Origin of the sequence: Sulfitobacter sp. AS59 (genome assembly GCF_038899995.1) — a bacterium.
Classification (GTDB): domain Bacteria; phylum Pseudomonadota; class Alphaproteobacteria; order Rhodobacterales; family Rhodobacteraceae; genus Sulfitobacter.
On sequence record NZ_JBBMQK010000003.1, the window covers coordinates 37,669 to 62,492 of the forward strand.

The following is a 24,824-nucleotide window of genomic DNA, read 5'->3' on the forward strand; positions in this document are numbered from 1 at the left end:
GAATAGCTTCATCAAGAAGAAATTGAGCTCTCTCAAGAGGCAAGCGAACAACGATTTCCGCAAAACCTCCTCTATCCCAAACCTCTGTTTCGCATCCTACGATTGTACGTGTAGGTTTCCTACGATTAATATCTCTATAATAGGGCATCTCAGGTCCTTCCGAACAGCCGTTCAATATCACTCAGCTTCAGCTCAACATAGGTCGGGCGTCCGTGGTTGCATTGGCCGGAATGGGGGGTTGCTTCCATCTCGCGCAGCAGGGCGTTCATTTCCTCGCCGCGCATCCAGCGGCCTGATCGGATCGAGCCATGACAGGCCACGCGGCTTAGGATCGCCTCGATCCTCGCCTGTACGGTGTTGCTTTCGTTTTGGTCGGCGAGTTCGTCAAGGATGTCCAAGATCATCGCCTTGGCGTTCACCGTGCCTAGGATCGCAGGGGTTTCGCGCACGGCAATGGCGCTGCCGCCAAAGGCCTCAATCGTCAGGCCCAGCTTGGCCAGTTCCTCCGCGACATCCAGCAGGCGCGCGCAATCGGATGCCGACAGATCGACAATCTCGGGGATCAGCAACGCCTGTGCGGCGACGCCGTTTTCGGCCATCTGCCGTTTAAGTTTTTCATAGACCAAACGTTCATGCGCGGCGTGTTGATCGACGATGACCATGCCCGTCGCGGTTTGGGCGATGATGTAATTCTCGTGCACCTGACCCCGCGCCGTACCCAGCGGGTAATCGGGGGTCTCTTGCGGTTCTTCGGTCACTGGATCGGTGGGGGTTTCCACCCGGCCCCACGTGCCAGCCGTCTCGGCAAATCCGGGGGCTTGCGCCTGATAGGCGGCAGTGCGCGCGCCTAGCGAAGGGCGGTCCATCTGATAGACGCGCGCGCCCGTTTGCTCGGGCCGCATCGCCCCCAATGTCGCATCTGCCACCGTGGTCGACGCGCGGTGCCCCGCATCCGCCAAGGCGTGACGCAGACCCGATACGATCAACCCGCGCGCAAGGCCGGGGTCACGAAACCGCACCTCTGATTTGGCCGGGTGCACGTTCACGTCCACCAACGTCGGGTCGCAATCAATAAACAGTGCAGCCGCCGGATGGCGGTCACGGCTGAGAAGATCAAAGTAAGCCCCCCGCAGCGCGCCCACCAGCAGCTTGTCCCGTACAGGGCGCCCGTTTACGAACAGATACTGCGCCACGGCAGTGCCCCGCGAATAGGTCGGCAGGGCCGCAAAACCTGTCAGGTGCAGCCCCTCGCGTTCGGCATCGATGGGCAGGGAGTTATCTGCAAATTCGCGCCCCAAGACCTGTGCCAGACGCCCGTGCAGTGCAGCGAACATATCGCCTTGTTCGGCCTCGGCGCGGAACACTTCGCGGCCCGGCCCGTCGCCGGACACGTCGCGCAAAGTGAAGCGCACGAAAGGTTCGGCCATGGCCAGGCGTTTGATGATATCGGCGATGGCCTGAGCCTCGGCCCGGTCGGTGCGCAGGAATTTCAGCCGCGCGGGCGTGGCGAAGAACAAATCGCGCAAGGTGACGACTGTGCCCCCGTTCAGCGCGGCGGGGCGCACGGGGCCGGTCTGGCCACCATTCACGGTAATCTCGGCCCCGTCTTGGCCAGCCACGCGGCTGGTGATGGTAAGCCGGCCAACGGCCCCCAGTGACGGCAATGCCTCGCCTCGGAACCCGAAGGTGTGGATGTTCAGCAGGTCTGATCCGTCGATTTTGGAGGTCGCATGGCGGGACAGCGCAAGGGTCAAATCCCCCGCCGCGATGCCGCAGCCGTCATCTGTCACGCGGATCAGCGTCTTGCCACCGTCGGCATATTCCACGGTGATCTGGCGCGCGCCCGCATCGATGGCGTTCTCGACCAGTTCCTTGACGGCAGAGGCAGGGCGTTCAACCACCTCGCCCGCTGCGATGCGGTTGATTGCCGATTCATCAAGCTGCCGGATAACCGGTGCTACATCGCGTATATTGGGGTTTGGATGTGCCATAACGCTAGAACTAGCATAGTTGCACGCGATTCTGAAAGTGGCAAAGGAGCGGCGCGTGGGTTGGCACCCACCCTACGGGCGCATTGCCGCTTGGTACCATGCAACGATCTGCGCACGTTCTTCGGCGCGCATATAGCTTAGGTTTGCAGGGGGCATCGCGTGGGTCACGCCCGCTTGCAGATATATCTGTTTTGCCGCTTTGGCGATCTGGTGTTCCGTCTCGAGCCGCACGCCCTTGGGGGGCCAAAGCAGTCCGTCCCAAGACGGCTCTGCCGCGTGGCACATGCTGCACCGGCCCATCACAATGTCATGGACCTCATCAAACCCGTCGGCTGCTGCAAAGCGCAGCGCGGGGCCTGATGCTTCCTCGGATTCAGTAATGCGGAACATGGGCGCTGTGGACAGCCAGATGATCGTGATGAACAAAAGCGCTGTGGCCAACCATGTCCATGTGGGATTGCCCGCGCGTGAATGCAGGCTGTTGAAATAATGGCGGATCGTTACGCCCATCAAGAACACCAGCGCCGCGATCAACCAGTTCATTTCAGACGCAAAGGCCAATGGGTAGTGATTGGACAGCATCAAGAAAATCACCGGCAGGGTGAGGTAGTTGTTATGGGTGCTGCGTTGCTTGGCGATCTTGCCGTATTTCGCATCCGGCGTGCGCCCGGCCTTGAGGTCGGCCACAACGATACGCTGGTTCGGCATGATGATGAAAAACACATTGGCCGACATGATCGTCGCGGTAAATGCGCCCAGATGCAGCAGGGCAGCACGGCCGGAAAACACCGAGGTATAGAAATAGGCCATCCCGACAAGGATCACATAGAGGCCGATCATCAGCCGCGTGTTGTTGTCGCCAAATTTGCTTTTGCAGATCAGGTCATAAACGATCCAGCCAAACGCCAGCGACAGCATCGAAATCGCCACCGCTTGCCAAATGGCCAGATCAGCCACCGCCGGATCGACAAGGTAAAATTCAGCGCCCAGATAGTAGACGAGGATCAGCAGCGCAAAACCTGAGAGCCATGTGGAATAGCTTTCCCATTTGAACCAGACCAGATCATCGGGCATCTGCGCCGGGGCTACGAGGTATTTTTGCACGTGGTAGAACCCGCCGCCGTGGACCTGCCATTCTTCGCCATCCGCGCCGGATTTCAAATTCCGGTCACGGTGCAGCCCCAGATCAAGGGCGATGAAGTAAAATGATGAGCCAATCCAGGCGATACCCGTTATGACATGTACCCAGCGGACAGCGAATTCAATCCAAGCGCCCATGGCGGCCATATCGTACATTTTGGAATCCTTGGTTTGGCGGTTGGAATAGGGCCGCCGGGGGCGCGCTTGGTCGAAAGCGCGGATGCCTCCGGCGGGGATATTTAAGAGCCAGAGAAGACAGAAACCCTCTGGCTGGTTTTTTAGTGTGGCAAGCTGCCTTTGGAGCTGCCTGACATCCCGCCTGAGACTTCTTCGGTCGATTCCTCGGCCAGCTCGTTGGGGAGCAGAAGGTTTAGGACGATGGCGATCAGGGCTGCGGGAAGCAGGCCGCTGGTCATCAGGATTTTAAGCGTTGCTGGCAGGTGTTGAACAGCACCCGGTTCCAATTGCAAGCCCAGACCGATGGAGATGGAAATCGCAAAGATCACCATGTTGCGCCGGTTCCAGTTCACATCGGACAGCATCGACATACCTGCCGCGACCACCATGCCGAACATGACGATCACGCCACCGCCTAGAACCTCGATCGGGATTGTGCGGATGATTGCGCCGACCTTGGGCACAAGGCCGCAGATGATCAGGAAGATGGCACCGATTGTCACGACGTGACGGCTCATCACGCCTGTCATCGCGATCAGGCCGACGTTCTGGCTGAAGGAGGTATTTGGCAGGCCGCCAAAGATACCGGCAACGGCAGTTCCCACACCGTCAGCATAGGTCGCACCCTGGATTTCTTTATCCGTCGCCTCCCGGCCAGCACCACCTTTGGTGACGCCCGATACGTCGCCCACGGTTTCAATGGCCGAGATGAACGCCATCAGGCAAAAGCCGATGACTGCTGCCGCCGAGAATTCAAAACCGTATTTGAAGGGGTTCGGCAAGGCAAAGGCTGCAGAGCGGCCCCAGGAACCTGTAATGGCATCAACGGTCAGCATTCCCACGCCAAGCGCATAGAGATAGCCGACGATCAAGCCGATCAGTACCGCCGAGATTGACAGCATCCCTTTGGTGAAGAACTTGATTCCCAAGGTAACGACAATCACCACGAGGGCCGCAGACCAGTTCAGCAGGCTGCCATATTCCGGTGTGCCAATCGCAGGAACACCGCCTGCGGCGTATTGGATACCGACCTTGACCAAGGCAAGACCGATCATTGTGACCACAAGGCCCGTGACGAGCGGCGGCAGGGCAAAGCGGATTTTACCGATGAACAAGCCAAGGAACGCGTGGAAGATACCACCGATAATCACGCCGCCGAACAAGGCAGCAAGGCCATCCACGCCCTTGCCCGCAACCAGCGGGATCATGATCGGAATAAAGGCGAATGATGTGCCCTGAACAATGGGCAGCCCTGCGCCGATGGGGCCAAGTGTAAACGTCTGCAGCAAGGTCGCGACGCCCGCAAACAGCATCGACATCTGGATCAGATACAGCAGTTCCGGAAAGTCAGGTGAATTGGACCCAAATCCGAAACCGGCGGCCCCCGCAACAATAATCGCAGGCGTCACATTGGACACAAACATCGCCAGAACATGCTGGATCCCCAGCGGAATGGCGCGGCTTAGGGGTGGGGTGTAATTTGGATCGCGCAGCTGTTCTGGCGTCCCGATGGCGTTACTAGTCATATGTATTTCCCTCGTTGAAAAGTGGCCGCAATTTTGCGCGGTCCGTGTTTTTTACCTTAGGTCGTGATCGTATAGGGCGGGTCCAGCGCGAATTCGTCAAGGTTTGCGGTATTCCCAATACGGTCAATTACCGCAAATATGCCGGGCGTTGCCAATGGTGTAAGCACACCATGCCAAGTGCCGCGCGCGAAATTTATGCCCTGATGGGGGGCCGTCAGAAAGGCCCGTGGGGTGCCGGGAATACCATCGTTGTCGGGGGCCGCGATGACCAAAAACGGGGCTGCTGTCATGGGAATAAAGGCTTGCGATCCCTCGGGGTGCCGTTCGAGAAGGTCGAGCGTATAAGGCAGGCTGCGTGCTTGGGCGTTAAAAACGCTGATCCCAGCGCGCCCGTCTGTCCCGAAATCAAGCGTCGCCAGATCGTGGTGTCGGCCACATAGCCCGCCATTGATCATTTTGTCGGGGCTGCCAGACGCATCCACAACATCCCCGAACGGCGCAAAGGCGTCCGCCGTCAACGGCTCAACTTTGATAACGCGGCTCATAAGGACAACGGCATGTGGCGGTTCACATCCTTGTACAGCAGATAGCGGAACGGTTCGCTCCCTGTCGCAACGCAAGCTTGGGGGCAGAACGCGCGCAGCCACATGAAATCGCCCGGCACCACGGGCACCCAGTCGCGGTTTAGCAAATAGTCAGCGGTCCCTTGCAGCACGTATAGCCCATGTTCCATCACATGGGTTTCCGCAAAGGGGATCAACCCGCCCGGCTGGAACGTGACGATGTTCACATGCATGTCATGGCGCAAATCCGACGGATCAACAAAGCGCTGCGTGGCCCAAGCCCCGTCGGTGTCTGGCATCGCAGTTTGGGGCACGTCATTGTCGTGGGTCACGAATGCTTGCGGTGTTTGCAGACCCTCTGCCGCGACATAGCGTTTGCGCACCCAGTGAATCCCGCAAGGTACATCGGCGCTGTTCCAAAGGGTCCAATCCGTAGCGGGTGGCAGATAGACATAGGAACCGGGGATTAGATCAAAGGCGTCATCGCCAATGGTCAGACGCGCCGTGCCATGAGCCACAAGCAGCACCGTTTGGGCATCGGGGTCAGGTTCAGGCGTGTCGCTGCCGCCGCCCGCGGCAAGCTCTAGCGCGTATTGTGCGAATGTTTCGGCGAAACCGCTAAGCGGGCGCGCCAAGACCCAGACGCGTGTGTTGGTCCAGCCGGGCAGAAAGCTGGTGACGATATCGCGCTGCACCGACGCGGGGATCACCGCGTAGGCATCTGTAAACACCGCCGTGCTTTCTGGCGATTGCGACTGATCCGGCAATCCGCCGGGGGGAAAGGCATAGGTCATAGCATGGTTTCCAATCGCAAACGTGCGATGCGTTCGACCTGCAGGCAGGCGGTTTCAAATTCGGTTTGACTGTCATTGGATATCCGCGCCTCAAAGTGACGCAGGATCCCGTCCTTGTCGTGATCTTTCACGGCGATGATGAAAGGAAAGCCGTGCTTGGCGACATAGGCCTCGTTCAGTTCAGTGAACTTTTCGCGTTCCGCATCGGTGAGCGCATCCAACCCAGCGCTGCCCTGCTCCGCCGTGCTTTCTGCGGTAAGGCGTTTGGCTGCGGCCAGTTTGCCTGCCAGATCGGGGTGCGCGGTCAGCACGCCAAAGCGTTCATCGTGGCTGGCCGACCGGAACATACGTGCCAATGCGTTGTGAATACCCGCAACGCTGTTATGCGCGGGGCCAAGCTCCAGATCAAAGGCCCGTTCGGCGATCCACGCGGAATGCTCAAACACGCCGCCGAATTTCGCGACAAACTCAGCGCGGTTCATTTGGTCAATCCGCAGGGGATGCTTTGGCGGATGGGTCGCGCGCCAATGGTCTGCGATATCGATGCGGCGCGGGGTCCAGACACCCTCAAAACCTTTGATATAGTCGATAAACCGTTTCAGCGCCTGAATGCGGCCCGGACGACCAACAAGACGGCAATGCAGGCCGACCGACATCATCTTGGCCGCGCCATCGGTGCCTTCGGCATAAAGCGCGTCAAAGGTATCGCGTAGATACGCGTAAAACTGATCGCCGGAATTGAACCCCTGAGGCGTGGCAAACCGCATATCGTTGCAGTCCAGCGTGTAAGGGATAATCAGCTGATCCCCACCGGCAACCTGCATCCAATAGGGCAGATCATCGTCATAGGTGTCCGAGATATAATCGAAGCTGCCTGTTTCGGCGGCCAAGGCAACGGTGTTGACCGAGCTGCGCCCCGTGTACCAACCGCGCGGGGCAGTACCCACAACTTCGCGATGCAGGCGGATTGCTTCGGCGATATCTGCGCTTTCGGTTTCGGCGTTGTGATCCTTGTAGTCGATCCATTTCAAACCGTGACTGGCAATCTCCCAATCCGCATCTTTCATCGCCTCGACCTGCGCGGGGGACCGCGCCAATGCGCTGGCGACGCCGTAAACGGTTACGGGGATATCAGCACCGGTAAACAAGCGGTGCAAACGCCAGAACCCGGCCCGCGCGCCGTAATCATAAATTGATTCCATGTTCCAATGACGTTGCCCCGGCCAAGGGGCAGCGCCGACGATTTCAGACAAAAAAGCCTCTGATGCGGCGTCGCCATGCAGGATGTTATTCTCGCCGCCCTCTTCGTAATTCACCACGAACTGAACTGCGATGCGGGCACCGCCGGGCCATTGCGCATCTGGCGGTGTGGGGCCATAGCCCTGAAAATCACGAGGGTAGCGGTTCATTGTCCTGTCCTTTGTTCAACGCCGTTCACAGTGCATTGCCAAGCGGACCAATTGCAAGAAACCAACCTGCAAAAAATACAAAAGGCTGACCTGTTCAAAAGGTCAGCCCGTTGCCAGATCCGCGCGTATTGGCCCTGCTCGCTTGTTCTTCGGGAATTCTCGGGCGCTGGCCGATCTGATACTCTTCAAACTGGGCGGGGCTATGGCGCTTAATGTGGACAGGGGCCGCTGATATACACGTGGTACGATCAGTCCTGCCGGTCCCCGTCCTAAAGTCACCATTTTATCATGGCGTGCTCGAATGTCGTTATTCTGTTCCCCGGCGCACAAGCCTCGGACTTATTTGGCCCCGCTGGCAGGCGGCGCATCCAATCACTTGTGACATCCATATAAGCCAAGGATGATTCGCGGGTCAAAACAAAAACGAATCAGTTGGGCATTTTCCTTGCTCAACGCGTGTAACTTGGGCGTATGACAGCCATTGACGCTGTTGGTGCGGCCCCTATCCTGCACTGCGAATAACCAAACGAAAGACCGACCCCATGGCTGACGGCTACCTGACGACCCATGTCCTTGATACTGCGCGGGGGATGCCCGCCAGCGGGCTTGTCATCACGCTGTACCGTATCGACGGGGACAATCGTGCCCGCCTTGCCCAGATGGTGACCAACGCCGATGGCCGTACCAACGCGCCGATCCTGCCAAAAGATCAATTTGCCCCCGGCACATACGAGCTGGTGTTCGAAGCAGGTGATTATCTGGATGCCATCGGAACCCCGCCAGAAACACCACGGTTTCTGGATGAAATCCCGCTGCGTTTTGGCATCTCGGACCCTGACGCGCATTACCACGTGCCGCTTTTGCTTTCCCCGTTCGGCTATTCAACCTATCGCGGCAGCTAACAGCGGCGTGACGTTGGGGGCGTTGTGGTTGCAAAACAAGCATCACCCATGTCATTTTGCACGTCTGATTAAACAGGAAGACGCCCATGTCCACACATGTGACAACCCCGACCGACATCGCGCAAAGCCATCTGCCCCAAGTGACAGAGCCGCGCAATCCGGGCATGCCCCTAGACATGGATTGGGTCCGGTCCGTTCAAGTCAACACATCCGCCGTGGAGCGCCGTGCCACCAGCATCGCCGCGCGCAGGTCTGTGAAGAAAGATCACCAAGCCGCATGGCTGCTGCGCGCCATCACCTGTATCGATCTGACGACATTGTCCGGCGATGACACCGCACGCAGGGTTCAGCGGCTGTGCGCGAAAGCACGGCAACCTGTATCCCCGCAATTGATGAAAGCCTTGGGCATGGAGCCGATCACCGTCGGTGCCGTTTGCGTCTATCATGAAATGATTGCCCCGGCGAAGGCGGCCCTTGCCGGCACCAATATCCCCATCGCCGCCGTATCAACCGGATTTCCCGCCGGTCTGTCCCCGTTCGAGCTGCGCATCAAAGAGATCGAGATGAGCGTGGCCGCAGGTGCCGCAGAAATCGACATCGTCATTTCCCGTCGGCATGTCCTGTCGGGCGATTGGCAAGCACTCTATGACGAAATGCGCGCCTTTCGAACGGCCTGTGGCGACGCACATGTAAAAGCAATTCTCGCAACCGGCGAGTTGGGCAGCCTGCGCAATGTCGCGCGTGCATCACTGGTGTGCATGATGGCAGGGGCGGATTTCATCAAAACTTCGACCGGCAAGGAAAGCGTGAACGCCACCTTGCCCGTGACGCTGGTGATGATCCGCGCCATTCGCGACTATTTTGACCGGACCGGAATCCGCGTCGGATACAAACCTGCGGGCGGGATATCAAAGGCGAAAGACGCGATCACCTATTTGGCCTTGATCAAGGAAGAGCTGGGGGATCGCTGGCTACGCCCCGATCTGTTCCGCTTTGGCGCGTCATCGCTACTGGGCGATATTGAACGGCAGCTAGAGCATCACGTGACAGGCAGCTATTCCGCAAGTTACCGCCACGCAATCAGCTAAGCCGCGTGTGGCGGGTGTTGAATTTGAGTATTTGAAAAAGGGTGAAGCCATGAGCGTTTCCGAAATCTATGAGACCATGGACTATGGGGTAGCCCCGGAATCCGCTGCTGATGCCCTGGCGTGGTTGGTTGATCAGGGCAGCCGGTTTGGCCATTTCATCGATGGCGAGTTCACGAAGGCCAGAGATGACTTTGAAAGCCGTAATCCCGCGAATGGCAACGTATTGGCCAACCTAACGCAAGCGACCCAGAGCGAGGTTGATACAGCCGTTGCCGCCGCACGCAAGGCGCAACCCAAATGGGCAAAGCTGTCTGGCCATGAGCGCGCGAAATACCTGTATGCAATCGCGCGACTGCTGCAAAAGCACAGCCGGTTGTTTGCCGTGCTCGAGACATTGGACAACGGCAAACCGATCCGCGAAGCCCGCGATGTGGATATCCCCTTGGCACAACGCCATTTCTATTATCACGCCGGGATGGCGCAGCTGATGGAAAGCGAATTGCCCGACGCGCAGGCGCTAGGCGTATGTGGCCAGATTATCCCGTGGAACTTCCCTTTACTGATGTTGGCGTGGAAGGTGGCACCGGCGCTGGCCATGGGCAATACCGTGGTCTTGAAACCTGCCGAATACACGTCGCTTACGGCCATGATGTTTGCCGACATTTGCCAACAGGCAGGGTTGCCCAAAGGTGTCGTGAATATCGTGACCGGTGATGGCGCTGTTGGCGAGATGATCGTGAACGCCGAGGTAGACAAAATCGCCTTTACCGGATCAACAGCCGTGGGCCGCCGTATCCGCGAAGCAACAGCGGGCAGCGGCAAGGCACTGACCCTCGAGCTGGGGGGGAAATCGCCCTATATCGTGTTTGACGATGCTGATCTGGATTCAGCGGTCGAGGGGCTGGTGGATGCGATCTGGTTCAATCAGGGGCAGGTCTGCTGCGCCGGTTCGCGGTTGCTCGTTCACGAACCCATTGCGGATCGCTTCTATGCCAAACTGCGCACCCGGATGACGAAACTGCGCGTTGGCAACCCGTTGGATAAATCCATCGACGTCGGCGCATTGGTCGATCCCGTTCAGGTACAACGTGTCACTGACTTGGTCGCATCGAACGACGCTGGCGACGTCTTTACCACAGGCGATATTCCAAGCGAGGGCTGCTTTTACCCGCCCACGCTTATCACCGGCCTCAATCCCGCCGACACGTTGATGCAAGAGGAGATCTTTGGACCCGTTCTGGTATCGACCACCTTCCGCACCCCAGAAGAGGCCGTTGCCGTCGCAAATAACACACGCTACGGCCTTGCCGCGACGATCTGGTCCGAGAACATCAACCTTGCCCTCGATATCGCGCCTAAACTGGTTGCAGGCGTGGTCTGGATCAACGGTACCAATATGCTTGATGCCGCAGCCGGGTTCGGCGGCGTACGCGAAAGCGGCTTTGGCCGCGAAGGCGGCTGGGAAGGTCTGGCCGCCTATACCAAGCCGAAAGGCGACCCAAAGCCCCTGAAAACGCCCGCCCCGATGCAAGGGAAGGGTAGCCCAGAGGGCGGCATAGACCGCACGGCCAAGCTTTATATCGGCGGAAAACAAGCGCGCCCGGATGGCGGTCAATCTGCGCCAGTCTGGGGTAAATCCGGCGGGCAGCTGGGCCACATTTCGCTCGCAGGTCGCAAGGATATCCGTAACGCAGTCGAAGCCGCCCATGCCGCGAAAGGCTGGAGTAAAACAACCGGACATCTGCGGGCACAAATCTTATATTACATCGCGGAAAATCTGGCCGCACGAAGCGACGAATTCGCCAGCAGGCTTGATGCCATGCAAGGCGGCAAGTCCGGCGCAAAAGAGGTCGCCGCGTCCATCAGCCGCCTGTTTACCTATGCCGCATGGGCCGACAAGTATGATGGCCAAGTGCACGGTGTCCCCATGCGCGGCGCAGCACTTGCCATGAAAGAACCGGTGGGCGTCATCGGCGCGATCTGCCCGGATGAGGCCCCCTTGCTTGGCCTAATCTCGTGCATGGCCCCCGCCATCGCCATGGGCAACCGCGTCATTCTGGCCGCCAGCACGCCATTCCCACTATCGGCAACCGATTTCGTGCAAGTGCTGGAAACCTCTGACGTTCCGGCAGGCGTGGTTAACGTCCTTACCGGCCCGCACCCGGACCTTGCCGAAACCATGGCGCGCCATATGGATGTCGATGCGGTCTGGGGCTTTGGTGCAGGGCCGCTCAGCGAGTTGATCGAACAGGCCTCGGCGCAAAACCTCAAACGGACATGGGTCAATAACGGCCAAGCCCGCGACTGGTACAGCACATCCGGCGAAGGACATGCATTCCTGCAGGCATCCACCGAAGTTAAAAACATCTGGATCCCCTACGGCGAATAAATCCTGATATCTTCTCTGGCTTATAAATATCCTCGCCGAAGGCACGCCGGACCGCCAAGGTCCGACAAAACATCATGCGGCGCGTCAGCGCCTCAATTGGGTCACGGCCTAGTTGGCGGCCGTCGTCTCAAGTCCCTCGGGCTGGCCGACAACGACAAACGCCAAACCCTCGGGGTCCAGCAGCTCCCCCGCGACGCGGCGCACATCTTCTTGGGTAACCGCATCAACTTTGTCGTTGCGGGTTGCGATGTAATCGATGGGCAGGCCCAGCATCTGCATCCCAACCAGAATACCCGCAATCTGTTGGTTTCCGTCAAACCGCAGCGGATAAGACCCGGTGATATAGGTTTTGGCATCCTCCAACTCTTGTTGGGTAGCACCATTTTCAGCCATCTTTCTCCATTCGTCGCGGATCACGCTGATCGCTTCTGCAATGCGGTCATTGGCCGAACTGACCGACCCTTGGTAGGTCTCAGCCAAATCCATCGGCACCAGATAGGAATAGACACCATAGGTCAGCCCGCGTTTTTCACGCACTTCGGCCATCAGGCGGCTTTCAAACGATCCCCCGCCTAAAATGTGGTTCATCACGGTGGCTGCGAACCAATCGTCGTCTTTCTGCGCAATCCCCTTTTGCGCAAACAGCGCCACGGATTGCGGCGTGGCGAAATCGACAACCGTGACGCCGGACGGAACATTTACCTCTGCACGCGCGGGCAGCGGTGCACCTGTTTCAGGCAGCCCACCCAGCAGATCATCCAGCAAAATGCCCAATGCCTGAGGGGTGATATCCCCCGCGACCCCGATAAAAATACGATCACGGGCCAGCACATCGCGATGGGCCGCAACCAGATCATCGCGCGTCAAAGCCGTCACCGTCTCAACCGAACCATTCAACGACGAACCATAGGGATGATCACCATAAAGCAGTTCATCCATGGTTTTACGTGCAATATCGCCGGGGTCTTTCGCGCTGGACCGGATGCTCGACAAGACCTGACCACGCACGCGTTCAATCGCGTCTGCATCAAAGCTGGGGTTTTGCAGGGCTTCTTTTAACAACGCCACCGATGCATCCTGATTTTCGGTCAGGAACCGCGCCGATACATTCAGCTCATCATCATTGACGCTGAACCTGAAGCTGGAGGCCAAACCCTCCGCCGCCCGTGCGAATTCCCGCGCGTCCATGCTGCCTGCGCCTTCTTCCAGCAGGGCTGTCATCAAATTGATCGCGCCGCGTTTGTCGACCGCATCAAGGGACGCGCCGCCGCGAAACAAGATGTCTAGCGCCACAAAAGGGATGGACGGCTCTTCGACCAGCCAGGCCTTCAGCCCGCCGGGGGATGTGACCTGTTGAATGTTAACCTCGGCCCGGGCGGGCATGGCCACCAGCAGGGTCAGGATAAATGCGTAAATCAGTCTCATTGGGTCACCTCTTCGCGCATCAGCCATCCTGTGACGGATGCCGCTGGGTTAAAAACGTCGCGGGCGGCTTGCATGATGTCTTCGGCGGTGACCGCCTCAAGGACATCTGGCCAGTCGTGCACGTCCTGCACGCTCAACCCGATTGCCAAGGCACGGCCATAACGGTTGGCCACGCGTTCCGCACTGTCGCGCGAGTATATCTGTTCAGCACGCATCTGCGCCTTGATACGCTTAAGCTGTTCAGGGTCGACACCCTCTTTCAGAAAGGTGGAGATGGCGGCATCCATCGCGTCTTCGGCGGCTTCCAACGTCACATCGGGGCGCGGCACCACGACCAGATCAAAGGTTGTGTCATCCAAAGCCTGGCCTTGGTAATAAGCCGAAGAATAGGTCGCCACCTGCGTATCGAACTGCAGTTTTTCAGCCAGATAGGATGTTGTCCCACCCCCCAGTATTTCTGCCAATATCGTCAAAGCGGCTGCGGTCGTTTGATCCCCCGGATCGCGTTCCGGTGCCAGATAGGACCGGCTGACATATTCCTGCGCGACGCGCGGGTCCCGGAAGATAACGCGCCGTTCAGCAGTTTGCGGCGGCTCCTGGGTGCGCAGCCGCTCTGGCAGGTCGGGATTGGCCGGGATCACGCCGTAATATTTATCGGCCAGACGGTGAACCTCGGCTGGTTCTACGTCACCGGACACCACCAAAATCGCATTGTTGGGCGAATAATACAGCCCGTAAAAGCCAAGCGCATCTTCGAGATCAAGCGTGCGCATTTCATGCATCCAGCCAATAACGGGCGTGCCATACCGATGGTTCAGATATTGCGCCGCGCTCATTTGCTCTTGGAACAATGCGCCGGGGTCGTTTTCGGTGCGTTGATTGCGTTCTTCGATGATGACATCGCGTTCGGTTTCGATGTCTTCATGGGTCAGGCGAATGTTTTTCATCCGGTCCGATTCCATTTGCATCATCAGTTCCAAACGGTCAGCGGCAACACGTTGGAAATATGCGGTATAGTCGTAGCTGGTGAATGCATTGTCACGGCCACCATTCTTGGCCACCGTTGCCGAAAATTCACCGGATTCCATTTTATCCGTCGCTTTGAACAACAGATGCTCAAGGAAATGCGCGACGCCGGATGATCCCTTGGGTTCGTCCGCTGACCCTGCCCGATACCAGACCATTTGCTGAACCGACGGGGATCGGTGATCTTCGATGACCACCACCTCCATCCCGTTGTCCAAGGTGAAATGGGTTACGGCCTCATTCTGTGCTGCAACCGCGAACGAGGCAGGCAATAGGAATGAAACGAGCGCGGCAAAAGCCGGAAATCTGATCATGGTTGGTCCTTTAAGCAGGGTCCTGCACGACCTTACTTACGCCACCCCACGGAACGATCAAGAGACCTAACAGATTTGTAATTACGCCGCAGGCATAAGGCGGCAGCAGGACGCGCGTATTAGATCAATCTGCCGGAGGGGCAGAAGGCGTGCGTGCACCCGCATTGCGCCAGCGTTCAGCTTCGGCCGCGGCATCAAGAGATTGCCCACGATAGACCTGATTGTAGCGATCCGTCGAGACGATTTTGAACTGCGTGAACCGCCCCCTGCGTTTGCGGAATTCGGCGTCTGTTTCAGCCAGATCTTGGCGGATGGTAGGTGCCACGCCAAAGCGGCTGGCCTGTTGGACCAAGGCACCGTCGCTGGCCGGAATGCCGCCCGCTGCAGCCTCGGGGCGGCCACCAAAGGCGACGATACCTTCGGCAATGGCGTTGCGATCTGTCAGATTGGCCTGACCGGGCGTCGGCGGTGGCAAATCGGTATAATTGGCGGGCTCAGCCAAGGGTTTTACAGGCTGGACCATGAATTCATCAGGGCCCATGGCCGATCCACGAATGTCACGCAAACCATCGTTGGCACAGCCAGCAAGCGCTAGCGATATCAAAACAAGAGCGGCGACAATGCGCATGACGGATCTCCTTGAGGTCTGCACATACCTAACGCAGGCAGGCGGCCAATGTCACTGGCCTTTTTTAACGGGTTTGTTGGGCGCTGCCTTGGGATCAGAGGTAAAGAATATCAACCCGATCGCGCCCGCAAAGATAAACACATCCGCGATGTTAAAGACGAACGGGTTGTTGATCCCGCAGCAGGACATGTTCAGAAAATCAAGGACATAGCCATATAGCAACCGGTCCACGACATTGGCCAAGGCACCACCAATCAGCAAGCCTGCGCTGACTTTGGCCCAATAACCCATGGCGTGCCGGTAGGCCCAAACCAGAATACCCACACATATCGCGCAGGCCAGCGCGATCAATATCCACCGGCTGGCATCAGACCCATCGCCAAACAGCCCGAAATTGATACCGCGGTTTTCGCCATAGCGAAAATTGATCAGGGGCGGCAGCACATCAATCGTGCGGATACGGCTTAGCTCCATCATGTGGATCACGATGTATTTGCTAAGCTGATCCAGAATAAAGGCAGTGAAACCCGCCCAGAAAATGATACGCATGCCGACCCTTATAGTTGTGCTTTGACCGTTAGTGCCGGAAATGACGCATGCCCGTAAAGACCATGGCCAACCCTGCTTCGTCAGCGGCGGCAATCACTTCGTCATCGCGCATCGACCCCCCCGGTTGGATCAACGCTGTCGCACCAGCCTCGGCTGCCGTGATCAGACCGTCCGCAAAGGGGAAGAACGCATCGGATGCCACAACCGACCCTTGGGTCAACGGCGCGGGCAGGCCCATGACTTCGGCCATGTCCTGGGCCTTGCGTGCCGCAATGCGCGTGCTGTCAACGCGGCTCATCTGGCCGGCACCGACACCGACGGTTGCGCCGTCTTTGACATAGATGATCGCGTTGGATTTCACGTGTTTGGCAACGGTCCAGGCAAACATCATATCGGCCAGTTCCTGATCCGACGGCTGGCGCTTGGTCACGATTTTCAGATCATCCATGGTGATCCGGCCAACGTCTTTGTCCTGCACCAGATAGCCACCCGACACTTGGCGAAACGCCAGCGCCGCGACCGTCGGGTCCGCCAGACCGTTGGTGGTCAGCAGGCGCAGGTTCTTTTTCTTGGCAAAGATCGCTTTGGCATCATCCGTCGCACCGGGGGCGATCACAACTTCGGTAAAGATTTCGCTGATCGCCTCGGCTGTTTCGCCGTCAAGCGTCTGGTTCAACGCGATGATCCCGCCAAAGGCCGATGTTCGGTCACAGTCAAACGCACGGGAATAGGCATCCACCATCGACGCGCCACGCGCCACACCGCAAGGGTTTGCGTGTTTGATGATCGCACAGGCAGGCCCTTGGGCCGGGTCAAATTCGCTGACCAGCTCGTAAGCGGCGTCTGTGTCGTTGATGTTGTTATAGGACAGTTCCTTGCCCTGATGTTGGGTCGCGGTGGCGACGCCGGGGCGGTTCGATCCATCGGTGTAGAACGCCGCCGACTGGTGCGGGTTTTCGCCATAACGCAGGGTCTGCGCCAAGGTGCCACCAACAGTGCGGCGCCGTGGCGTGCCACCAACCTGTGCTGCCATCCAACTGCTGACCGCCGTGTCATAGGCCGCGGTGCGGGCATAGGCAGTTTGCGCCAACCGCTGACGCAGGGCATAAGATGTTTGACCGTTGTTTTCGCCAAGTTCCTTGATCACCACATCGTAATCTTCGACATCGACGATCACATTCACAAAGCCGTGGTTTTTCGCGGCAGAGCGGATCATCGCAGGACCACCGATATCGATATTCTCGATCACTTCGTCGTATTCAGCACCTTTGGCGACCGTTTCCTCGAACGGGTACAGGTTGACCACCACCAGATCGATTGCGCCGATCCCGTGCTGATCCATTGCGGCGACATGTTCATCATTGTCGCGCAGGGCCAGCAAACCGCCATGCACAACCGGGTGCAGGGTCTTGACGCGGCCATCCATCATTTCAGGAAAGCCTGTAACTTCGGATACGTCTTTCACGGCCAACCCTGCATCGCGCAACGCCTTGGCGGTGCCGCCGGTGCTTAGCAATTCGACCCCGTGGGACACCAACGCCCGCCCTAGTTCGACCAGTCCGGTCTTGTCAGAAACAGAAAGAAGCGCGCGGGATACGGGGTGCAGGTCGGGCATAATGGGGTTCCTTGGGTCAGTCTTGGTCATCATACGGATCGTCTAGCGACAAATCTCGCACGCCAATCGCAGTTTCCTGCGCTTTGGACAAGGACCACCTGACCCGCGTCGCATATGCTGTGGCCCGCCCGGCAAGCAAAATTTGCAAAGATGCACGGGGGCGCAAACGATTGCGCTCAAGGTAAACGCTTGGTTCCAAAGACAGTTTATGGGTACCGTCATGGCGGAACACCCAAATCTCTCCGCTTTTTTGCGCCATCGAAATTGCGGCACCGCCCAGATCAAGGGTCGCGTCCACATCCGGATGCAAGTGAAAACGAATCTCGAACGGGATGCCTTTCAGCTTTACCGCATCCATTTCACGGTCAAACTGGCGCTTTTCGGAATCCTTCATGGCCAACAGCATGTCTTCGCCCGCGACGGCGCGACCATCATAGGTCAATTCGATCGTGCGCGCATGGGTCAAGCCAAAGCCTGGGACATATCCGTTGTGCCCGCCCTGAAATTTCGTGCCATCACCGACGGCCTCGATCTCGACAGGGACATATGTCGGGGCTTCAATCAGCGCCTCTTGGCCCGTGTGGCGATCCGGGTCCGCCAATCGTGCACTGGAATACCCCCCCAGTGACAATGTGGAATGCGACGGCGTCGCGCGCCCCGCCCTGCGCCATTCAGCGCCAAAGGATGCGCCCGACCCACAATTAACAATCAAAGGCCTGCGCCCCGATGTCAGCTCAAACGCGAGGGCAGAGGCATGGGCATTCATCGATTCCGCCCCGCTGGGCGGCGTGCTTGCATCAATGATGACGCTGGTACGCCCGGCAGACAGCCGCGCATAGCCCATCGACAATCCGTCGGGCTGCCGCGTTTTGATCTTGGCCGTCGATAGGGCGTGATCCAGCCACCCTTCGGCACCGCGGCCGCCGCCGTGAAAACGGGCCAGACTGCCATCTGAGTGGCGCAGGGTCCGCAAGGTTGGCGCGATGCGTTCGATCGCGGCCATATGTGCCTTGGGCGTGCCACGCCCTGCATCGCTTAGCGCGGCTGCGGCCCAACTGAGCAACATAAACACCTGAAGCAGTTCTTCGGGGTTGCGCGTTGGCAGCCCGCCCTGTTCGTCGATCCGGGCATCGCATTCACGCGCCAACGCCTTGATCGCCGGATCAGCCAGATGTTCCAGCCCTTCCAGCGAAAGCGCCGCGTAAATCAAGCCGGTCAGCGCCTCAAACCGGGGCAATCCGGGGGCTGCTGCCTGCCAACGACGGGATAGGAAATATGTCTGACCCGCCAACGACCGGTAGAAAGCATCGCTTTCATCCTGTTCTACACCGCGCAACATAAACAGGGCATGGTTGATCCAGCGGATCAGACGCCGCCCGGTCAGATCAGGGGTCCAGCCGATACCGCGCCCTTTGCCGAATTGATCGATCCAGCCCCACAGCCACCTTTGGGCCGTTTCGCGCGCTTTTAGATCACCAACAGCAGCCAGATCATCCAGCCATGCGAACCCGTGCAATTCCTCGGCGAATTCCTGATCCGGGATGGCGACATCCCATAGCGACACGGCATCAGGTGCTTGGATTAAGGTGCCCGAAAACAGCAGATTACCCGCAATGAGTTGCCTGCCACGGGCAAAGGACCCAATCGTGCGCGGCTCGGGCGACGACACGAATCCTTTGGCTTGAACGTTCATCTTGGCCGCTGCGCGCGCGTGCCATCGATTTAAAAACTGCGTCTTTCGCGCGTGAAAACTGGTACTCATCATACTGCTGTCCCTGTACGCTCTGGTGGCGTTTGGAAAACCATACGCGCAGATTTCCCCCAAGTCACCGCATTTTGACGGACAGTTATTACAGCCCTGCCTTTTCAGGCAATACCATCAGCCCGCTTTGCGCAAACACGCAATATAAAAGCCGTCCATGCCGCCAAGGTCCGCCCAGTAATCTGGCCGCAACCGTAGCCCCCCCTCGGAGCTGACCCACGCGGGATCAATGCCGTCGATCTCTAACGCCGTACGGTCGACCGACATATCGGGATGACGCTCCAGCGCTTCGTCCACTTGAACTTCGCCCTCGTCCGGCAGCAGCGAACAGGTGCAAAAGACCAAGCGCCCGCCGGGGTTCAGCAAGGACCACGCGTGGTCGATCATCTCGGATTGCAGCTCGATCAGCTCTCCGAATTCGGAGCCGTCTTTGGCATGGGGCAAGTCGGGGTGGCGGCGGATCGTCCCGGTCGCGGAACAAGGCGCATCAAGCAAAATGGCATCAAACTGCCCCTCGAACCGGCGCGCATCAACGACGACGACCTTGGCTGGCAGGTGCACGCGAGCAAGGTTTTCCCGCACCCGCTGCATCCGTGGTTTTGAGCTGTCGACAGCCGTGACCTGCGCCCCTGCGGCCGCCAATTGCATCGTTTTGCCGCCCGGTGCGGCGCATAAATCCAGCACGGCCTCGCCTTTTTGCGGGGCGAGTATTTTGACGGGCAAGGCAGCAGCGGCGTCTTGCACCCACCAGTCGCCCTCGGCAAAGCCGGGCATTGCGGTCACTTGGCCTGCGTCCTTCACGCGCACCGATCCGGTGGGCAACACCACGCCGCCCACAGCCTCGGCCAAGGCTGCCGGGTCTTTCTTGGCCGTCAGATCAAGCGGCGCACCCGCGAAATGGGCAGCTTCAATGCCTGCCATCGCCTCAGCCCCCCACGCTTCGGTCAATGGGCCGCGCAGCCATTTGGGCAAACGGGGGGATCGCAATGCCTCCCACGCCTCGGGCCCTTCGGTGGCGATCTTGCGCAACACGGCGTTGGTCAGCCCCTTGAGGTGGCCCAGCTTTCCGTGGCTGGCGACCAGTTCAACCATCGCATTCACGACACCATGTGGCGCACCGCCTTGGCATAATTCAACCGTTCCCACGCGCAGCGCGTTGCGCACCGTCAGCGGCGGGTATTTCGACAGATGTTTTTGCAACAAGCGATCCGCACGCTCCATCCCGCGTAGGGTGTCCAGCGCAAGCCGCTGTGCGCGGGCGCGATCATCCGGGGGCAGCTTGTCCAAGGCCCCAGAGGCCAACAGCTCGGACATCAGGCTTTCTTCTCCTAAAATCATATCCAGAAGATAAACCGCACTTCTGCGGGCCTGAACGCCGGTATCTGACATGCGAAACGCCTTTTTGCTTTGACCGCCCGGGTTGTCTGAGCGCATGTACGGCGTATATCAAGGGGGCCGTAGCCTCAAGAGGATGAGATGATGACCAAAGCTGGCCAAAAACCGATGCCAAGCCCGCCCCATGATCCCCAACCCATGCCGGAACCCGGCCCGGATTTGCCGCCCCAGCCAATGCCGGGGCCAAATCCGATGGTTGCCCAAGACCTGCCCCCCGCAGCGCAGCGCGCTTTGGCCGAGGCCGCAGAGCGCCGCAAAAAAGCACAAGAAATGGAACTGCCGCCCGAACTAGGCGGCAGAGACGGACCAGAGCCGGTGCGCTATGGCGACTGGGAGAAAAAAGGAATCGCTGTCGATTTCTGATCGACGGCGATTCGAGCAAAGCAAACGTGCAAAGCGTTTAGGGTTGCTTTGAACCTAAGAGATATTTCAGTCGTTCAGACCCAAGACATCCAACATATCATATTGACCAGGTGCTTTACCCTGCCCCCACAGCGCCGCTTTGATCGCGCCACGCGCGAATACCGCCCGATCAGATGCGACATGCCGCAATATGATCCGCTCGCCCGCTGCTGCGAACAACACGTCATGTTCACCGACGATGTCGCCGCCGCGAATCGCCGTAAATCCGATATCGCCCCGTTTGCGCGCGCCTGTAATGCCGTCGCGACCGCGATCCGAAACATCTGCCAATGCCACGCCCCGCCCTTCGGCAGCGGCTTCGCCCAACATCAGGGCGGTACCCGACGGTGCATCAACTTTCTGATTGTGGTGTGCCTCGATGATTTCGATATCGAAATCTTCGTCCAGCGCGGCAGCGACACGTTTTGTAAGCTGCGTCAGCAGATTGACGCCAAGGCTCATATTGCCCGCACGAACGATCACCGCCTGATGCGATGCGGGTTCAAGCTGGGCGATCTGGGCGTCTGTCATGCCCGTCGTGCCGATCACATGAACCGTACCCGCTTGTGCAGCAATCGCGGCAAATTCCAGCGTCGCCTCGGGCGCGGTAAAGTCGATGACCGCCTGCGCAGGGCCAATCGCGGCTTGCGCATCATCGGTCACAATCACCCCCAAGGCTGCACCGCCCATGGCCACGCCAACGTCCTGGCCCACCCAAGGATGCCCCGTACGTTCAACCGCGCCCACCAACTGCACACGGTCATTGGCAGAAACCTGCCCAATCAACATCTGGCCCATGCGGCCCGAAGCGCCTGTAATCGCGATGCCTGGTGTATTGCTCATGCTGTGCTCCTCTTTCATGCTTGGTTTAGCGCGTGGCGACCTGCTTGGCAAAACCTCAGCGACCCCTTAGATGAAGCATATGGCAAAGAACAGAACACATGAGGGCTCCGGCCCCACTCAACGGCAACTCCGCGTCGGCGAAACCATTCGCCGCGCCTTGTCTGATGTATTGGCGCGCGGCGATGTCCACGACCCAGAACTCAACCGGCTGTCAATCACAGTGGGCGAGGTCCGCGCCTCCTCCGACCTAAAGGTCGCGACGGCATTCGTTTTGCCATTGGGCGGCGAAGGACGTGAAGATGTCCTCAAGCTGCTGGCTCGTAACAAAGGCGAGCTGCGGCGGCTGCTGTCAAAGAAACTGGTCCTGAAATTCGCGCCCGATCTGCGTTTTCAACTGGACGAGACCTTTGACCGGATGGACGACACACGGCGCATGCTGGCGCAAGACGTGGTCCGCCGCGATGCAGAGGCACCCGATTCAGACCCAGACGATACGAGCCAAGACGCGTCATGACACGACTGCTGGCCATTGCTGTACTGCTGGGGTGGACAGCATGCCAAGCTGGCGCGGAAACATGCCGGAACGAGATTTACGAGAACAACAGGTATAGTGTCTGCGAGGTCGATCTGACCCGCGATAAGCTGGGCCTGTTCCTTTATGCCGCCGACGGCAGCCCCTATGGCTATTTCAGCACCTTGGATAAGGCGCTGAAAGAACAGGGCAAACGGCTGGGCTTTGCGATGAATGCAGGCATGTATCACGACAATCGCGCGCCGGTTGGCTATTACCTAGAAAACGGCGAACAAGTGCAACGGGTGATCAGCAACGCGGGGCCGGGCAATTTTGGTTTGGTCCCCAATGGCGTTTTGTGCCTGCGTGCGGGCCGCGCCGATGTGTTTGAGACCAAACGCTTCATGCGCCAAGCCCCCAAATGCACAAGCGCCACCCAATCCGGCCCCATGCTGGTAATCGACGGCAAGCTACATCCAAAGTTTCTGAAAGACGGCACCTCGCGCTATGTGCGCAATGGAGTCGGGACCAGCAAGGATGGGAAGAAAGCATATTTTGTGATCTCGAACGGGGTGGTGAACTTTTATGATTTCGGCGTGTTCTTCCGCGATCGGTTAAAGCTGCCCAACGCGCTGTATTTTGACGGTAATATCTCGCGGATGCGCGCACCTGAATTGGGGCGCAATGACATCGGGTTTAGCCCGCTGGGGCCGATTATCGGCGTTGTGGTCGACCAATAGCGTCGCAAAATAAGAACTTTTATGCCTTCGGCGAGGATTTTTTTCCATTTGGAATGAAGTCGGGCTGGGCAAAGACGACTGCGCTTTGATAGGACGCAGCCAAATCAGATAGGGTTGAAAACATGGCGCGCAGACGCAAGGGACGGGATATTTCAGGTTGGCTGGTGGTGGATAAGCCTGCCGGGCCGACATCGACCACTGTTGTGAACAAGGTCCGCTGGGCCCTGAATGCCAATAAAGCCGGACATGCGGGAACCTTGGACCCTGATGCCACAGGGGTGTTGGCGATTGCACTGGGTGAAGCGACGAAAACCGTTCCCTACATCACGGACGCGTTGAAAGCATACGAATTTACCGTGCGTCTGGGTGTGTCGACCAATACCGATGATGCAGAGGGCGAAGTTTTGGAAACCAGCGACCTGCGCCCCGATGACGATGCGATCAAGGCAGCATTGGCGGCTTTCATTGGTGATATTGAACAGGTCCCGCCGCAGTTTTCAGCCGTAAAGGTGGATGGGCAACGCGCCTATAAACTTGCCCGCGAGGGTGAAGCCATGGAGTTGGCAGCGCGGCCCCTATGGGTGGAAAGCCTGTTATTGACGGACCGGCCCGACGCCGATCATGTGACCTTGGAAATGGTCTGTGGCAAAGGCGGCTATGTCCGGTCGATCGCGCGTGATTTGGGGCAGGCCTTGGGATGTCTGGGTCATGTCCGTGAACTGCGCCGCATTTGGTCGGGGCCATTCGAGGCGAGTGACGGCCTGACAATGGAGCAAATCGAAGAGATGGCCCGCACGGATGCATTGGACGCCCATCTGTTGCCGCTTGAAAAAGGGTTGCAGGATTTGCCCGAGGTAAAAGCCACGCCGGAAGGTGCCGTGCGCATGCGCAATGGCAACCCCGGCATGGTGATTGCCCATAACGTGGAATATGGCGACGAGGTTTGGGCGTCCTTTGAAGGGCGCGCCGTGGCCGTTGGTCGTTTCAAAGCCGGTGAATTGCATCCCTCACGCGTGTTTAACCACCCCCAAGACACGTGATCACCCGCCGCCATATCAAAGGCGACGCGCCATCGGTCGCTGTTTATTCGGACTGTGAAAGATACCGCTACAGCCTAAGCCGGGTATGGAATGCGGCTGGGCCCAAGGTCTTGTTCGTGATGCTGAACCCGTCAAAGGCGACGGAGGTGGCAAATGACCCCACCGTGGAAAGATGCGAACGCCGCGCGCGTGCGTTGGGCTACGGTGCGTTTCAGGTGTCGAATATTTTTGCGTGGCGCGAGACCAGCCCACAGCTGATGCGCAAAGCACAAGACCCTGTGGGGGCGGATAATGATGCGATATTGCTGAAAGCCGCGGCTTGGGCGGATACTGTGATTGCGGCTTGGGGCACACATGGCGCGCATCTGGGCCGTGGCCCCGCCGTTAAGGATTTGCTAAGAAATCAACGTGTACCGATGTTCCATCTGGGCCTGTCCAAAGACGGCCACCCAAAACACCCCCTATATATTTCCTATACGCAACAACCGGTTGCCTGGCTGGATTAGGACCGGGTTAACCGTAAAGTAGTTTCGGTTTTGACCTGAGGCCAGGAATCTGGGCATTTCTTGTTGGGGTGATGCGTCTTGCGCGGGTC

22 protein-coding genes are annotated in these 24,824 nt (G+C 58.5%); 8 read left to right on the plus strand and 14 right to left on the minus strand.

Annotated elements, in window-relative coordinates:
* Positions 1 to 149: 149 nt before the first annotated feature.
* From mutL to puuE, 6 genes are all read right to left on the minus strand, one after another.
* On the minus strand, positions 150 to 1,991 hold the full coding sequence (mutL, locus tag WNY39_RS07645; protein WP_342844989.1) for a DNA mismatch repair endonuclease MutL: 1,842 nt from the start codon (positions 1,989 to 1,991) through the stop codon (positions 150 to 152).
* A 72-nt stretch (positions 1,992 to 2,063) separates the two neighbouring features.
* The gene (locus WNY39_RS07650) at positions 2,064 to 3,287 is read right to left on the minus strand and encodes a urate hydroxylase PuuD (protein WP_342844990.1); all 1,224 of its coding nucleotides are present in this window, start codon (positions 3,285 to 3,287) and stop codon (positions 2,064 to 2,066) included.
* A gap of 122 nt (positions 3,288 to 3,409) precedes the next feature.
* Positions 3,410 to 4,834 (minus strand): nucleobase:cation symporter-2 family protein, encoded by a 1,425-nt coding sequence (locus tag WNY39_RS07655; protein ID WP_341232546.1) that lies wholly within the window; start codon positions 4,832 to 4,834, stop codon positions 3,410 to 3,412.
* A 56-nt stretch (positions 4,835 to 4,890) separates the two neighbouring features.
* On the minus strand, positions 4,891 to 5,379 hold the full coding sequence (locus tag WNY39_RS07660; RefSeq protein WP_342844991.1) for an ureidoglycolate lyase: 489 nt from the start codon (positions 5,377 to 5,379) through the stop codon (positions 4,891 to 4,893).
* Positions 5,376 to 6,191, minus strand: coding sequence for a bifunctional allantoicase/(S)-ureidoglycine aminohydrolase (locus WNY39_RS07665; RefSeq protein WP_342844992.1), 816 nt, complete (start codon positions 6,189 to 6,191; stop codon positions 5,376 to 5,378). Before WNY39_RS07665 ends, WNY39_RS07660 begins: the two co-directional genes overlap by 4 nt.
* Entirely contained in the window at positions 6,188 to 7,600 is a 1,413-nt protein-coding gene (gene puuE, locus WNY39_RS07670) for an allantoinase PuuE (RefSeq protein ID WP_342844993.1), read from the minus strand. Before puuE ends, WNY39_RS07665 begins: the two co-directional genes overlap by 4 nt.
* A gap of 542 nt (positions 7,601 to 8,142) precedes the next feature.
* On the opposite strand from puuE, the gene uraH reads away from it, so the two are divergent.
* The 3 genes from uraH (at position 8,143) to WNY39_RS07685 (ending at position 11,979) form a co-directional block, all read left to right on the plus strand.
* Positions 8,143 to 8,502 (plus strand): hydroxyisourate hydrolase, encoded by a 360-nt coding sequence (gene uraH, locus WNY39_RS07675; RefSeq protein WP_342844994.1) that lies wholly within the window; start codon positions 8,143 to 8,145, stop codon positions 8,500 to 8,502.
* A gap of 86 nt (positions 8,503 to 8,588) precedes the next feature.
* Positions 8,589 to 9,590, plus strand: a complete 1,002-nt coding sequence (deoC, locus tag WNY39_RS07680; RefSeq protein WP_342844995.1) for a deoxyribose-phosphate aldolase — start codon at positions 8,589 to 8,591, stop codon at positions 9,588 to 9,590.
* 49 nt (positions 9,591 to 9,639) lie between these two features.
* Positions 9,640 to 11,979, plus strand: coding sequence for an aldehyde dehydrogenase family protein (locus tag WNY39_RS07685; protein ID WP_342844997.1), 2,340 nt, complete (start codon positions 9,640 to 9,642; stop codon positions 11,977 to 11,979).
* A gap of 108 nt (positions 11,980 to 12,087) precedes the next feature.
* Here the strand turns inward: WNY39_RS07685 and WNY39_RS07690 are convergent, their stop codons facing one another.
* The 7 genes from WNY39_RS07690 to WNY39_RS07720 form a co-directional block, all read right to left on the minus strand.
* Positions 12,088 to 13,404, minus strand: coding sequence for a pitrilysin family protein (locus WNY39_RS07690; RefSeq protein WP_342844998.1), 1,317 nt, complete (start codon positions 13,402 to 13,404; stop codon positions 12,088 to 12,090).
* On the minus strand, positions 13,401 to 14,744 hold the full coding sequence (locus tag WNY39_RS07695) for a pitrilysin family protein (RefSeq protein ID WP_342844999.1): 1,344 nt from the start codon (positions 14,742 to 14,744) through the stop codon (positions 13,401 to 13,403). The genes WNY39_RS07690 and WNY39_RS07695 overlap by 4 nt, the downstream gene beginning before the upstream one ends.
* Before the next feature lie 124 nt (positions 14,745 to 14,868).
* Positions 14,869 to 15,372: a DUF3035 domain-containing protein gene (locus WNY39_RS07700; RefSeq protein ID WP_342845000.1), complete on the minus strand. Its 504-nt coding sequence runs from the start codon at positions 15,370 to 15,372 to the stop codon at positions 14,869 to 14,871.
* A 51-nt stretch (positions 15,373 to 15,423) separates the two neighbouring features.
* Positions 15,424 to 15,921, minus strand: coding sequence for a signal peptidase II (gene lspA / locus WNY39_RS07705; protein ID WP_342845001.1), 498 nt, complete (start codon positions 15,919 to 15,921; stop codon positions 15,424 to 15,426).
* A 28-nt stretch (positions 15,922 to 15,949) separates the two neighbouring features.
* On the minus strand, positions 15,950 to 17,536 hold the full coding sequence (gene purH, locus WNY39_RS07710; protein ID WP_342845002.1) for a bifunctional phosphoribosylaminoimidazolecarboxamide formyltransferase/IMP cyclohydrolase: 1,587 nt from the start codon (positions 17,534 to 17,536) through the stop codon (positions 15,950 to 15,952).
* 16 nt (positions 17,537 to 17,552) lie between these two features.
* The gene (locus WNY39_RS07715; RefSeq protein WP_342845003.1) at positions 17,553 to 19,301 is read right to left on the minus strand and encodes a heparinase II/III family protein; all 1,749 of its coding nucleotides are present in this window, start codon (positions 19,299 to 19,301) and stop codon (positions 17,553 to 17,555) included.
* 114 nt (positions 19,302 to 19,415) lie between these two features.
* On the minus strand, positions 19,416 to 20,687 hold the full coding sequence (locus WNY39_RS07720; protein ID WP_342845004.1) for an RsmB/NOP family class I SAM-dependent RNA methyltransferase: 1,272 nt from the start codon (positions 20,685 to 20,687) through the stop codon (positions 19,416 to 19,418).
* A 90-nt stretch (positions 20,688 to 20,777) separates the two neighbouring features.
* Here WNY39_RS07720 and WNY39_RS07725 point away from each other — a divergent pair, with 90 nt between their 5' ends.
* Positions 20,778 to 21,056 carry a DUF1674 domain-containing protein gene (locus tag WNY39_RS07725; RefSeq protein WP_342845005.1) on the plus strand — a complete coding sequence of 93 codons (279 nt, stop codon included), beginning with the start codon at positions 20,778 to 20,780 and terminating at the stop codon, positions 21,054 to 21,056.
* 66 nt (positions 21,057 to 21,122) lie between these two features.
* Here WNY39_RS07725 and dapB read toward each other — a convergent pair whose 3' ends face one another.
* The gene (dapB, locus tag WNY39_RS07730) at positions 21,123 to 21,938 is read right to left on the minus strand and encodes a 4-hydroxy-tetrahydrodipicolinate reductase (RefSeq protein ID WP_342845006.1); all 816 of its coding nucleotides are present in this window, start codon (positions 21,936 to 21,938) and stop codon (positions 21,123 to 21,125) included.
* A 79-nt stretch (positions 21,939 to 22,017) separates the two neighbouring features.
* Between dapB and rbfA the strand changes: the two genes are divergently transcribed.
* The 4 genes from rbfA (at position 22,018) to WNY39_RS07750 (ending at position 24,735) form a co-directional block, all read left to right on the plus strand.
* Complete coding sequence (rbfA, locus tag WNY39_RS07735) at positions 22,018 to 22,452, plus strand: 30S ribosome-binding factor RbfA (RefSeq protein WP_341232562.1); 435 nt, start codon at positions 22,018 to 22,020, stop codon at positions 22,450 to 22,452.
* Complete coding sequence (locus WNY39_RS07740; RefSeq protein ID WP_342845007.1) at positions 22,449 to 23,189, plus strand: phosphodiester glycosidase family protein; 741 nt, start codon at positions 22,449 to 22,451, stop codon at positions 23,187 to 23,189. The genes rbfA and WNY39_RS07740 overlap by 4 nt, the downstream gene beginning before the upstream one ends.
* A gap of 122 nt (positions 23,190 to 23,311) precedes the next feature.
* Positions 23,312 to 24,229, plus strand: coding sequence for a tRNA pseudouridine(55) synthase TruB (gene truB / locus WNY39_RS07745; protein ID WP_342845008.1), 918 nt, complete (start codon positions 23,312 to 23,314; stop codon positions 24,227 to 24,229).
* Positions 24,226 to 24,735, plus strand: coding sequence for a DUF1643 domain-containing protein (locus tag WNY39_RS07750; RefSeq protein WP_342845009.1), 510 nt, complete (start codon positions 24,226 to 24,228; stop codon positions 24,733 to 24,735). Before truB ends, WNY39_RS07750 begins: the two co-directional genes overlap by 4 nt.
* The last annotated feature ends 89 nt before the right edge of the window (positions 24,736 to 24,824 follow it).